Origin of the sequence: Lutimaribacter marinistellae (genome assembly GCF_042648365.1) — a bacterium.
In the GTDB taxonomy this organism is placed as follows: Bacteria; Pseudomonadota; Alphaproteobacteria; order Rhodobacterales; family Rhodobacteraceae; genus Lutimaribacter_A; species Lutimaribacter_A marinistellae.
Genome location: NZ_JBHRXI010000017.1, coordinates 215,344 through 227,951 on the forward strand (window position 1 = coordinate 215,344; position 12,608 = coordinate 227,951).

Here is a 12,608-nt window from a genome sequence, read left to right on the forward strand (position 1 = left end):
CAGATGCGGGCGCTATCGGCGGGAGCCTTCCCTCTGACTGCATTGCCCCTTGCTCTTGGTCCGTGCGCTGCCTAGAACGCGGGTCGAACTCAAGCGAAGAGACGCGAGATGCTGGACCTGACCTACGAGACCCCGAAACCCAGAACGATCGCCGGTGCCAAGCACGATTGGGAGCTTGTGATCGGGATGGAAGTGCATGCTCAGGTCAGCTCCAACGCCAAGCTGTTTTCCGGCGCGTCAACGCAGTTCGGCGCCGAACCCAATTCCAACGTGTCCTTCGTCGATGCGGCGATGCCGGGAATGTTGCCTGTCATCAACGAGTTCTGCGTTGAACAAGCCGTGAGGACAGGTCTTGGCCTGAAGGCCGAGATCAACCTGAAATCGGCCTTTGATCGTAAGAACTATTTCTATCCCGATCTGCCGCAGGGGTACCAGATTTCCCAGCTTTATCAACCGATTGTGGGCGAAGGTGAAGCCCTGGTCGAGCTTGGAGACGGCACCGCGCGACGGGTGCGGATCGAGCGGATCCATATGGAGCAGGATGCGGGCAAGTCGATCCACGACATGGACCCGCACATGTCCTTTGTAGATCTCAACCGAACAGGCGTCTGCCTGATGGAGATCGTGAGTCGGCCGGACATAAGAAGTCCTGAAGAAGCAGCGGCTTACATCGCGAAGCTGCGGCAGATCATGCGCTATCTCGGTACCTGTGACGGCAACATGCAGAACGGCAACTTGCGCGCTGACGTGAACGTGTCGATCTGCCTGCCGGGTGCGTATGAGAAGTACATGGAAACGCAGGATTTCTCCCATCTCGGGACGCGCTGCGAGATCAAGAACATGAACTCCATGCGCTTTATCCAGCAAGCTATTGAAGTTGAAGCGAAACGGCAGATCGCGATTGTCGAGGCCGGTGGCGAGATCGTGCAGGAGACACGGCTCTATGACCCCGACAAGGGTGAGACGCGGTCCATGCGATCCAAGGAAGAAGCGCATGACTATCGCTATTTCCCGGATCCCGACCTGCTGCCATTGGAGATCGAACAGGGCTGGGTTGACGATATCGCTGCCGGTCTTCCCGAATTGCCGGACGAGAAAAAATCGCGCTTTATCAATGACTTCGGGCTGACGGATTACGACGCCTCCGTACTTACGGCAGAGGTTGAGGCGGCGGCCTATTTCGAGAATGTGGCGGCTGGGCGCGACGGGAAGGCTGCGGCGAACTGGGTCATCAACGAGCTGTTCGGGCGGCTCAAGAAAGATGACAAGCAGATCACCGAGAGTCCGGTGTCGCCTGCGCAGCTGGGTGGTATCATCGATCTGATCGCCAAGGGCGACATCAGCGGCAAGATCGCCAAGGACCTGTTTGAAATCGTCTACAACGAAGGCGGTGAACCTGCTGAAATCGTTGAGAAACGCGGCATGAAGCAGGTGACCGACACCGGCGCGATCGAGGCCGCCGTGGACGAGATCATCGCCGCCAACCCGGCGCAGGTGGAGAAGGCGAAATCGAACCCGAAACTGGCGGGCTGGTTCGTGGGCCAGGTCATGAAGGCGACGGGCGGCAAGGCGAATCCCAAGGCGGTGAACGAGATCGTTGCGGCCAAGCTGGGGCTGTGACAACGGCGAATTGACCGTTTTGTACCGCGCGGACAGGGTCGATTGACCGTTTTGTACAATTTGGAATCCGGGGGGTACCGCGCGGTACCCCCCTTTTTCGTTTGCGGGCGCGCCCGCTTTTCACATGCCCGGTCTGCGCTAACCTCCATCCCGTTCAAGGAGGACGAGATGCCGAAAATGCGCCGAAAAGGGGACCTGCCACAGAAGCTGTGTGTTGGCTGCGGACGCCCCTTTGCGTGGCGACGGAAGTGGGCGCGGGATTGGGACGAGGTCCGCTATTGCTCGCGGAAATGCCGAAGTGGCGGCACATCTGCAAAGAAAAGTTGAAAGTGCTGCCGGGTCATTGGTAAAGTTTATTTACCAGTGCTGTTGCCGATAGGAAACTTTTGTCTTAGTCAGGGTCCGACACGCCCGGAAGGATGGAGGCCCAAATGAGCGACAGGATCGGGATCGGCAGCTTGCAGGTTGCAGCTGAGCTGAAGGAATTCGTCGAAGCGCGCGCGCTGCCTGGAACCGGGGTCAGCCCCGCGGATTTCTGGGCCGGGCTGGAACGGATGGTGACGGAGTTGGGCCCCGAGAACCGCGCCCTGCTGAAGCAGCGTTCGGAGATACAGGGCAAGCTGGACGCCTGGCACATGGAGCGGCGCGAGCAGCCGCATGATGCTCAGGCCTATCGCGCCTTTCTGGAAGAGACTGGATACCTGTTGCCGGAGGGCGCGGATTTCGAGATCGGCACGGCGAATGTCGACCCCGAGATCGCCGAAGTGCCCGGGCCGCAGCTGGTGGTGCCCATCACAAACGCGCGGTTTGCGCTGAACGCCGCGAACGCGCGCTGGGGTTCGCTTTACGACGCTCTCTACGGCACGGATGCGATGGGCGATCTGCCCTCGGCCGGCGGTTATGATGCCGACCGAGGGGCGCGGGTGATCGCATGGGGGCGGAGCTTCCTCGATGCGCATTTCCCGCTGGCCGACGGAAGCTGGGCCGATATCGAGAGCCTGAGCGTCAGTGGCGAGATAGCGCCCGCGCTGCGGAACTCGGTGCAACTCGTGGGCCATGTGGGGGCGGCGGACAACCCCGAGCGGGTGATCCTGCGCAACAACGGCCTGCATGTGATCATCGAGATCGACCGCAACGGCGCCATCGGCAAGACCGACCGGGCGGGGATCAACGACATCACGCTGGAATCGGCGCTGTCGACCATCATGGATTGCGAAGATTCCGTCGCCTGCGTCGATGCCGAGGACAAGGTGCTGGCCTATGGCAATTGGCTGGGCCTGATGAAGCGCGACCTGTCGGAGGATGTCACGAAAGGCGGCAAGACCTTTACCCGTGTTCTGAACGAGGACATCGCCTATACCGCCGCCGATGGTGGCGAGGGCGTGCTCAAGGGCCGGTCGCTGCTTTTGGTGCGGAACGTGGGGCACCTGATGACGAACCCCGCCGTTCTGGACGCCGAAGGGCGCGAGATCGGCGAGGGCCTGATGGATGCGCTGATCACGGTGATGATCGCCATGCACGACCTGAAAGCCGAGGGCGGAAACTCGGTCGCGGGGTCGGTCTATGTCGTCAAGCCCAAGATGCACGGGCCGGCGGAGGTGGATTTTGCCGTTCGCACCTTTGACATGGTCGAGGATATTCTCGGCCTTCCGCGCAACACGGTGAAGATCGGGATCATGGACGAGGAGCGGCGCACCAGCGTCAACCTCAAGGAGTGCATCCGCGCGGCGAAGGACCGGGTGGCCTTTATCAATACCGGGTTCCTCGACCGGACGGGCGACGAGATCCACAGCTCGATGGAGGCGGGGCCGATGCTGCCCAAGGGTGAGATGAAGGGCACCGCCTGGATCGCCTCTTACGAGGATCGCAACGTCGATATCGGGCTGGCCTGCGGGCTCAAGGGGCGCGCGCAGATCGGCAAGGGCATGTGGGCGATGCCCGACCGGATGGGCGAGATGCTGGAGGCCAAGATCGGGCATCCGCAGGCGGGCGCGACCTGCGCCTGGGTGCCGTCGCCCACCGCCGCGACGCTGCATGCGACCCATTACCACGAGGTCGACGTGCACGAGGTGCAGGACCGGATCAAGGAGGGCGGCGCGCGCGGCACGCTGGAGGATTTGCTGAGCATCCCGGTGATGACGGGGCGCAACCTGTCCGAGGAGGAGATCGCCCGCGAGATCGAGAACAACGCGCAGGGCATCCTTGGCTATGTCGTGCGCTGGGTCGACCAGGGGGTTGGCTGCTCGAAAGTGCCGGACATCAACGACGTGGGCCTGATGGAGGATCGCGCGACCTGCCGGATCTCGAGCCAGGCGCTGGCCAACTGGTTGCATCACGGCGTGGTCGAGGAGGACCGGGTGATGGCGGCGATGCGCAAGATGGCCGCCAAGGTCGATGCGCAGAACGCAGGCGATGCGGAGTACAAGCCGATGGCGCCCGGCTTTGACGGGATTGCGTTCGAGGCAGCGTGCGACCTGGTCTTCAAGGGGCGGGTGCAGCCGTCGGGCTATACCGAGCCGGTGCTTCATGCGCGGCGGCTGGAGTTGAAGGCGGCGCAGGGCTGACATGCGGGGCGAGGGGGCTGTCTGCCCCCTCTTGGCCTGCGGCCAATTCACCCCCGAGGATATTTCGGGCAAGAGGAAGGACGGGACATGGCGATTTCACTGAGGCGCGCGCGCACGATCATTCGCAAGGCGATGGAGAAGGGGCAGGAGATGGAGCTCAAGCCGCTATCGGTCGTGGTGCTGGATGCGGGCGGGCATGTCATCGCCTTCGAGCGGTCGGATGGCGCGGCGCCGGGGCGCTTTGCCATCGCGCAGGGCAAGGCCTATGGCGCGGTGATGCTGGGCATGGCGGGGCGCGCGCAGATGGCGCGGGCCGAGCAGCAGGCCTATTTCATGGCGGCGGTGAACGGCGTTTATGGCGGGCAGGTCGTGCCGGTGCCGGGCGGCGTGTTGGTACGCGACCGCAAGGGCGCGGTGATCGGCGCGGTGGGTGTGACCGGGGATACCTCGGACAATGATGCCGAGGCTGCGCTGGCCGGGATCGAGGCGGCGGGATTGACCGGCGAAGCGTAAGGGTGCGTGGGCGCACCGGCATTTGCCTGTTATTTGGCCATGTGCGCAACTGAACACGTCCCTGCGCCCTGACGGAGGGTGCGCCCCGTTGAAGCCGCCGGGTCGTCGCTATAGCTTTGCCCGACGGTTATTGTTCTGTCTGGAGCGCATATGGCACGGCCCATCGTCGGTATCATCGGCAATTCCTACCTGATCAACGATCAGTATCCCACCCATGCGGGGGGTACGATGAATTCGGATGCGGTGGCCAATGTCTCGGGCTGTCTTCCGCTGCTGATCCCATCGGACCCGCGTTATGTCTCGGTCGAGGAACTGCTGGAAACCTGTGACGGGTTCCTGCTGACCGGCGGGCGTCCGAACGTGCATCCGGAGGAATACGGGGAGACCTGGACCGAGGCGCATGGCGATCATGACCGGGCGCGCGACGCGATCACCCTGCCGCTGGTACGGGCCTGCGTGGAGCGGGGGCAGCCGTTCCTGGGCATTTGCCGCGGGTTCCAGGAGGTCAACGTGGCCATGGGCGGAACGCTCTACCCCGAGATCCGTGACCTGCCGGGGCGGATGAACCACCGGATGCCGCCGGACGGGTCGTTGGAGGAGAAATTCGCGCTGCGCCACGTGGTGTCACTGGAAGAGGGCAGCGTGTTCCATCGCCTTCTTGGTGCGCGTGAAGTGATGACAAACACATTGCACGGGCAGGGGATCAAAACGCCGGGACGGCGGATCGTGATCGACGGCTACGCCCCCGACGGCACGCCAGAGGCGATCCATGTCGATGGTGCGCCGGGCTTTACCCTTTCGGTACAGTGGCATCCCGAATGGGATGCGGCGAACGATCCCGTCTCGCGCCCGCTGTTCCAGGCATTTGGTGATGCCGTACGGGACTGGGTCGGCCGCGAAGGCGAAGCGACCTTGCGCCGGTCGGCCTGACGGGCGCAGGCGCTGTCAGGGCGCAAGGGTCAGGCCGCCAGCAGCGATGCCTCGTGCGCGCGCAGGCACAGGCGTGCTGTTTCATCGAATCCGATCGTGTGGCTGCGCAGTTCCGGGAAGAGCGTAAAGAGCTCTTCACGCCCGTGATCGGCCAGCGCGTCGAGCGCGGCGTCGCCGGGAAAGAAGCTCTCGCAGGCGGCGCCGTTGGCGTAGATCACCTCGTGGCGGTCGAACATCAGGTGCATGTAGGTGACCGTGCCGCCGCTGCGCGTGCGCGTACCGGGTTGGCCCAGCAGGTGATGGGCCGCGACCAGCACCTCTCCGGTCCCGAAGAGAAGCTGTGCCTGCGGGCCTGTCCAGAGCAGGCGGTGCTGCGGTGACACGAGAAGGGGCGCCGTGGCGCCGGGAAGCAGGCCGGGTGCAAGTTCGACCGGGGCGAAGCGGCCCCGTGCGGCCACCTGGCGCTGGCCGATCCAGCGCAGGGGTTTCAAGCCGTCATCGCGGGTGACGATCAGGTCGCCCCGCCGCAGCGTTTCAACCGGGCGAGGGCCGGTATCGGTCAGGATCTGCGTGCCGGGGGTGAAGCAGATGATGTTCTCGATCCCCGAGAAGGAAACGACGGTGCCGTCGGTCAACTCGACCGTGCCGGCCTTTTCGTCGGGTTCGTCGGTGGTCAGGTTGAGGGTGCTGTAATCGGCGGCGGAGCCGAGGGCGAGCGTGTCGCCGGCGGATTCGTCATCCTCGCCGCCGGTGATTGTGATGGTGCTGCTGCCTGCTTCGCCGAGATCGGTGAGCTGGAACAGGTCATCGCCTGCGCCGCCATCGAGCGTGTCCCCCTCGGCTGCCTGAAGCGTGTCGTCCCCGGTTCCGCCCAAGACGCTGTCGGCCCCTTCGCTGCCGGTCAGCAGGTCGTCGCCCTCCTGTCCGGCGATGGTGTCGTCGCCGGTGCCGCCATCGATCGTGTCATTGCCGCCGGGTCGGTTGACCGGGTCGAAGAAGATGTCGCTGACATAGACGGCCTGCGCGCCGCCACCCGCATTGGAGTAGATGATCTCGATGCTTTGCACCGGGCCCGCGATTTCGACAAGGACCGAGCCGTGATCGTCGTCGGGCTGCGCCCCGCGTGTGCCGGCCGTGACCGTGTTGCCAGAAACGCTGTCCTCTCCGAATGGCGAAGGGGTCACCGTGAGGGTCACGTCGACTGCGGCACCGGAGGCATCGAATGCGTTGACGGTGACGACATCGCGGTGGAAGCCTGCGTCGATATCATTGAGGCGGAAAATGACGTTTTCGACCTCGTCCTCGACATCGTAACTGGCGTTGGCCGAGAAATCGATCGTTGTTGTCGATGTCGCGCCGCCGCCGTTTCCAAACAGGTAGAGCGAGGAATTCGCGCTTTGGGGTTCGCCTGCACCGGTGAAGGTGTCGTCCTCGGTGCTGACCTCGAAGCTGGGGTTGTTGTTGCCATCATCGGTGAACGACACGCTGACATCGATACGCCCGGTGGTCTGGGTGAAACTCGTCACGTCATCGCCATCGGTCCCTTCGGCGAACCAGTTGAGCGATTCCGTGGCAGGTGTGCGGCCATCGCCGAAGAGGATGTCGTCGCCCTCGCCGCCGTCGATCAGGTCGTTGCCCGACCCGCCCCAGACGGTATCGTCGCCCAAGCCGGCATCGACCGTATCGTTGCCGCCCTTGGCGCTGACTTCGTCGCCGTTTCCGCCGGGGCCGGAGCCCTCGCCGCTGTCGATTGAATTGCCGTTGTTGTCGACATAGCCGGAATCCATGTCGTCGTCGCCATTGGTGCCCTGCACCTTGTTGACCGGCGAGTAGAAGGGCGCGCCGACCGCTTCGGCCCCCGTGAGCGTCGTGACGGGACCCAGATCGGGCACGAAGTAGACGTTGCCATTGGTGGCGAGGAAGTATTCGCCGGTTTCCAGCTCGTTTTCATAGGTCGTGGCGCCGAACGTGCCGGTCCATGCCCATTCGCCGGAGCCGAGCGCCTGGTCGGTGGTGAAGAAGGTCAGGCTGCCGCTGATCGAAGCGGCAAGCGACAGGTCCTGAGAGGAGCCGAGCGTCACCAGATAACCGTTTGGCATGTCACCTATCCCTTGCGTGTCAGCCGCGGCAGGCGTGGCGCGGATGCGCGCGAACCTGTTGCGTCAGTCTCGGGGATAGAGAAACGGTCTGGCAGAAGCAGGGAGGGATTGGGGCCGGGTTGGAAACAATTTGCGGCAAATCCGGGGCACATGATGCCCGGGGCGGCGGCAGGTCGGGACCCGCCGCCGTTTCGGGTCAGACCGCGAGGTCGAACGCGTGCATCAAGGGCAGGCTGCGCGCCCGCTTGCCGGTGAGGTCAAAAATCGCGTTGGCGAGCGCCGGGGCTGCGGGGGGTGTTCCCGGCTCGCCCGCGCCGCCCATGAACTTGTTGTTTTCAAGCACCTGCACCTGCGTTTTGGGCGTGGTGTGCATCCGCAAGGCCTCGTAATCGGGGAAATTGCCCTGTTCGATCGCGCCATCGGCAAAGGTGATCTCGCCGAAGCAGGCGGCGGACAGGCCGTAGATCATGCCGCCCTCCATCTGTGCTGCGACGTTGCGCGGGTCGAGCGCGAGGCCTATGTCGCAGGCGATCCAGGCCTTGTCGATATGAATGCTGCCGTCGCGATCCACGACCTCGATCACCTGGGCGACGGGCGTGCCGAAGCTGTAGCAGAAGGCCACGCCGCGCCCGACGCCGTCCGGCGTCTCGCCGGTCCAGCCGGACATCTCGCGCACCGCCTCGATGCAGCGGGCAGAGGGTTCGTGTTCTGAGCGCATCAGCTCCAGCCGGAAATCGAGCGGGTCGCGCCCGGCGGCATGGGCCATCTCGTCGATGAAGCTTTCGACGAAAAACGCATTGTGGCTGTTGCCGACCGACCGCCAGAAGCCGACGGGCACCGACAGATCGGCGATGTGGCCGCGGGCGCGGTAGGCGGGGATGGCATAGGGCTGGTTGAACAGCCCTTCGACCAGCACCTTGTCGGGTCCGGCGCCGGGCATGCCGATCATGCGCTCGGTGATCTGCTGGGTCGGCGATTGAGTGGCGACCTGCGCGTCGAGCAGCACGGCCTTGCCATCCTGAACGCCGCCGCGCATCCGGGCCAGCGCCGCGGGGCGGTAGAAGTCGTGGCGCATGTCCTCTTCACGGCTCCAGGTGGTCTGGACCGGGGTTCCGGGCATCTCCATCGCCACGAGGGTCGCGATCACGCCGAAATCGACCTCGGCCCGACGGCCGAAACCGCCTCCGAGATAGGTGGTGTGCACTGTGACCTGATCGGTGTCGATCCCGGCGGTCCCGGCCACCTTCATCGCCATCAGCGTGGGCGCCTGTGTTCCGGTCCAGATCTCTGCCCCGTCGCCGGAGATGAGCGCGGTTGCGGTCATCGGCTCCATCGTGGCGTGGGCGAGATAGGGCAGGCGATATTCGGCGGTGAGTTCCGTTGCGCCTTGCGGCAGGGTGTCGGCGTCGCCGTCGTCGCGCATGGTGGAGTTGGGAGAGTCTTCGAAGGCCGCTGCGATCCGGTCGAACAGGGCATCCGTTTCGGCCGGGTAGGGCGGTTCGGTCCATGCGATCTCGATCGCGTCCACGGCCCTTTGCGCGAGCCATGTGTTCGACGAGATCACCGCGACGCCGTCGCCGATGTCGACGACTTTTTCGACGCCGGGCATGTCGCGTAGCGCGTAATCGTCGAAGCCTGCCATGCCGCCGCCGGGGGCCGGATTGCGCCGGATGGCGGCGAATTTCATGCCGGGCAGACGCACGTCGATGCCGAATTGCGCGGTGCCGGTGGCCTTTTCGATCATGTCGACGCGTGGCTGATCCGCGCCCAGAAGCCGCCATTCGCCGGGATCGCGCAACGGCGTTTCAACCGGGTCGAGGCGCGCGGCCTCGGCGGCGAGGTCGGTATAGGCGATCTCGGTCCCGTCAGGGGCGATCACGCGGCCCGCCTGGGTGCGCAGATCGCGGGCGGGTACGCCCAGCCGTTCGGCCGCGGCGGCCTTGAGCGTTTCGCGGGCCGAAGCGCCGGCGGCGCGCATGCGTTCGAACCCGTCCTTCATCGAGGTGGACCCGCCGGTAACCTGAAGGCTGAACAGCTTGGCGGCCTCGCCCAGAGCCTCGCCCAGATTGTGCTGGAAGTCCGACTTGTCATAGCCGCGCCCGGGCAGGGCGTCGCCGATCAGGGCGGAGTTGTAATAGGCCTTGGCCGCGGGGCCGTGAATGACGCGGACCTGGTCAAGACCGACATCGAGCTCTTCGGCGATGAGTGCGGCCCAGGTGGTGCGCACGCCTTGGCCCATTTCGGCGCGCGGGGCGATCAGGGTGATCCCGTCGCCGTTTATCATCACGAAGGGGTTGAGCGCCGCGCCGTCGCCAGGGGCGAGCGGGTTGGCGGCCGGCTGGCGCACCTTGTAGACGCCAAAGGCCACGCCGCCGACGATGGCGGCCGAGCCGATCAGGAAGGTGCGGCGGAGGATCTTTCCGACGGATGCCATTATTACGCCTCCTTCATCTTGTCGGCGGCGCTGCGGATCGCGGCGCGGATGCGGGGATATGTGCCGCAGCGGCACAGGTTGCCGGCCATCGCCTCGTCGATCTCGTCATCGCTGGGATCGGGCGTTTCGCTGAGCAGCGCGGCGGCCTGCATGATCTGGCCGGATTGGCAATAGCCGCATTGCGCGACCTGGTGGACGACCCAGGCCTGCTGGATCACGGCGAGGTTGTCGGGCGTGCCGACACCTTCGATCGTGGTCACGTCGCCCCAGACATCGCCGAGCGCGACCTGGCAGGACCGGACGGCGGCGCCGTCGATATGGACCGTGCAGGCGCCGCAGGCCGCGACGCCGCAGCCGAATTTCGTGCCGGTCAGCCCGACCGCATCGCGCAGGACCCACAAAAGGGGCACGTCATCGGGCAGGTCGAGCTGGTGGGTTTTTCCGTTGATGGTCAGCGAGGCGGCCATGGCGCGCTCCTTTCCGTTGCGTTTCCTCTTCTGACATAATTATCGGAAAGTGTCAGTGTGTCAATTGACAAATTTTGTCCAGACTGTCAGAACGGGATCATGAAGGACCTCAAGCCCGACCCGAAGCAGAAAACGATCTTGAAATCCGCCTGGGATGCCTTTGCGCAATACGGGTTCCGCAAGACGTCGATGGAGGACATAGCACGCGGTGCGGGGATGTCCCGTCCTGCCGTGTACCTGCATTACGCGAACAAGGAGGCGATCTTTCGCGCGCTTGCGCAGTTCTATTACGATGACGCGGCCGAGAGTGTTGCGCGGGCGCTCGAAGGGCCGGGGACGGTGCCCGAGCTTCTGGCGGCGGCCTTTGCGGCGCAGGGCGGCGGAGTCGTTCAGGCGATGCTGACCTCGCCGCACGGGATGGAGCTGCTGGATACGGGCAATGCCATGGCATCGGATATCGCCGAGGCGGGCGAGGCGCGGATCGCGCGGGCCTATGCCGACTGGCTTGAGCGCGAGGCGTTGGCCGGGCGCGTGCGGCTTGAGGGCGACGCGCCGGATGTCGCGGTGACGATCACCGCCGCGCTCAAGGGATTGAAAGCGGCGGTGCCGGAATATGGCGATTACACCCGCCGGGTGGCGCAGCTGGCGCGTCTGATCGGCGAGGGGCTTGTTTCGTGAGCCGTGGGGAGGGGGCGCTGCCCCCTCGGCCCTGCGGGCCTCACCCCCGGGATATTTCCGGCAAGAGGAAGGTCAGGTGACTTTTTGCCGGGTGCGGTATTCCGGCTTGTCCCACAGGCGGTTTGCCATGATGTCCTGCAGGATGTCGACGGCGCCGCGCACGTCCGTCTCGTCGATATAGAGCGGTGTGAAGCCGAAGCGCATGATGTCGGGGGCGCGGAAATCGCCGATCACGCCGCGTGCGATGAGCGCCTGCATGGCGGCGTAGCCTTCGGCGAAGCGGAAGGAGACCTGGCTGCCGCGCAGGGCGGCGTCGCGCGGGCTTGCGAGCGAGAGATCGGGGCAGCGCGCCTCGACCTCGGCGATGAAGAGGTCGCACAGTTCGACCGATTTCCTGCGCAGCGCGGCCATGTCGACGCCCTCCCACGCGTCGAGCGCGGCGTCGAGCGCGACCATCTGGATCACCGGCGGGGTGCCGACGCGCATACGTTCGACCCCTGCCCCGGGCCGGTAGTCGAGGTCGAAGGCAAAGGGCGCCTCGTGCCCGAGCCAGCCGGAGAGCGCGGGGCGCACCTTGTCCGCGTGGCGCGGGGCCACGTAGATGAAGGCGGGCGCGCCGGGGCCGCCATTGAGGTACTTGTAGGTGCAGCCCACCGCGAAATCGGCGTGGCAGCCCGCGAGATCGACCGCGAGCGCGCCGGCGGTGTGGGCGAGGTCCCAGACGGTGACCGCGCCGCTGGCATGGGCCAGTTCGGTGAGCGCCTTCATGTCGTGCTTGCGGCCGGTGCGGTAATCGACCTCGGTCAGCATGAGCACGGCGACCTCATCGGTGATGTGATCGGCCACGGCCTCGGGCTCGACGGTGCGCAACTCATATCCCTGGCCCATCGAACGCAGGAGGCCTTCGACCATGTAGAGGTCGGTGGGAAAATTGCCGGTATCCGACAGCACGACCTTGCGCGTCGGATTGAGTTCGAGGGCTGAGGCGACGGCCTGGTAGACCTTGATCGAGAGTGTGTCGCCCACGACCGTGTGGCCCGGTTCGGCCCCGATCAGCTTGCCGATCCGGTCGCCGAGCGCGGTGGGCATGGCCATCCAGCCGGCCTTGTTCCAGCCGGTGATGAGCATCTTTCCCCATTCTTCGGTCATCATCGACTGGACCCGCGCGTTGGCGGCGGAGGGCAGGGGGCCGAGGGAATTGCCGTCGAGATAGATCACGCCCTCGGGCAGATCGAACAGGGCCTTGGTGGCGGCGAAATCGGTCATGGCACTCCCTTTGCTTTAGGCTTGAAGTATTTGCTAA

At 65.0% G+C, this 12,608-nt stretch carries 10 protein-coding genes; 6 read left to right on the top strand and 4 right to left on the bottom strand.

The features are described from left to right. Nucleotides 1–108 precede the first annotated feature (108 nt). From gatB to ACFORG_RS17565, 5 genes are all read left to right on the top strand, one after another. Nucleotides 109–1,620 (top strand): Asp-tRNA(Asn)/Glu-tRNA(Gln) amidotransferase subunit GatB, encoded by a 1,512-nt coding sequence (gatB, locus tag ACFORG_RS17545; protein ID WP_386736833.1) that lies wholly within the window; start codon nt 109–111, stop codon nt 1,618–1,620. Nucleotides 1,621–1,797: 177 nt separating this feature from the next. Beyond that, a complete protein-coding gene (locus tag ACFORG_RS17550) occupies nt 1,798–1,947 on the top strand; it encodes a DUF2256 domain-containing protein (protein ID WP_386737048.1) in 150 nt (49 codons plus the stop codon). A gap of 104 nt (nt 1,948–2,051) precedes the next feature. Beyond that, a complete protein-coding gene (locus tag ACFORG_RS17555) occupies nt 2,052–4,184 on the top strand; it encodes a malate synthase G (protein ID WP_386736834.1) in 2,133 nt (710 codons plus the stop codon). Between the two features lie 87 nt (nt 4,185–4,271). After that, nucleotides 4,272–4,697: a GlcG/HbpS family heme-binding protein gene (locus tag ACFORG_RS17560; protein WP_386736836.1), complete on the top strand. Its 426-nt coding sequence runs from the start codon at nt 4,272–4,274 to the stop codon at nt 4,695–4,697. A 150-nt stretch (nt 4,698–4,847) separates the two neighbouring features. Further along, on the top strand, nt 4,848–5,627 hold the full coding sequence (locus ACFORG_RS17565) for a gamma-glutamyl-gamma-aminobutyrate hydrolase family protein (RefSeq protein ID WP_386736837.1): 780 nt from the start codon (nt 4,848–4,850) through the stop codon (nt 5,625–5,627). A 29-nt stretch (nt 5,628–5,656) separates the two neighbouring features. Here ACFORG_RS17565 and ACFORG_RS17570 read toward each other — a convergent pair whose 3' ends face one another. From ACFORG_RS17570 to ACFORG_RS17580, 3 genes are all read right to left on the bottom strand, one after another. Next, nucleotides 5,657–7,726, bottom strand: coding sequence for a Hint domain-containing protein (locus ACFORG_RS17570; protein WP_386736838.1), 2,070 nt, complete (start codon nt 7,724–7,726; stop codon nt 5,657–5,659). A 196-nt stretch (nt 7,727–7,922) separates the two neighbouring features. Then, nucleotides 7,923–10,160, bottom strand: coding sequence for a xanthine dehydrogenase family protein molybdopterin-binding subunit (locus tag ACFORG_RS17575; RefSeq protein WP_386736839.1), 2,238 nt, complete (start codon nt 10,158–10,160; stop codon nt 7,923–7,925). Nucleotides 10,161–10,162: 2 nt separating this feature from the next. Beyond that, entirely contained in the window at nt 10,163–10,627 is a 465-nt protein-coding gene (locus tag ACFORG_RS17580) for a (2Fe-2S)-binding protein (protein ID WP_386736840.1), read from the bottom strand. A gap of 99 nt (nt 10,628–10,726) precedes the next feature. On the opposite strand from ACFORG_RS17580, the gene ACFORG_RS17585 reads away from it, so the two are divergent. After that, on the top strand, nt 10,727–11,305 hold the full coding sequence (locus tag ACFORG_RS17585; RefSeq protein ID WP_386736841.1) for a TetR/AcrR family transcriptional regulator: 579 nt from the start codon (nt 10,727–10,729) through the stop codon (nt 11,303–11,305). A 72-nt stretch (nt 11,306–11,377) separates the two neighbouring features. Here the strand turns inward: ACFORG_RS17585 and kynU are convergent, their stop codons facing one another. Beyond that, nucleotides 11,378–12,571 (bottom strand): kynureninase, encoded by a 1,194-nt coding sequence (gene kynU / locus ACFORG_RS17590; protein WP_386736842.1) that lies wholly within the window; start codon nt 12,569–12,571, stop codon nt 11,378–11,380. Nucleotides 12,572–12,608 lie beyond the last annotated feature (37 nt).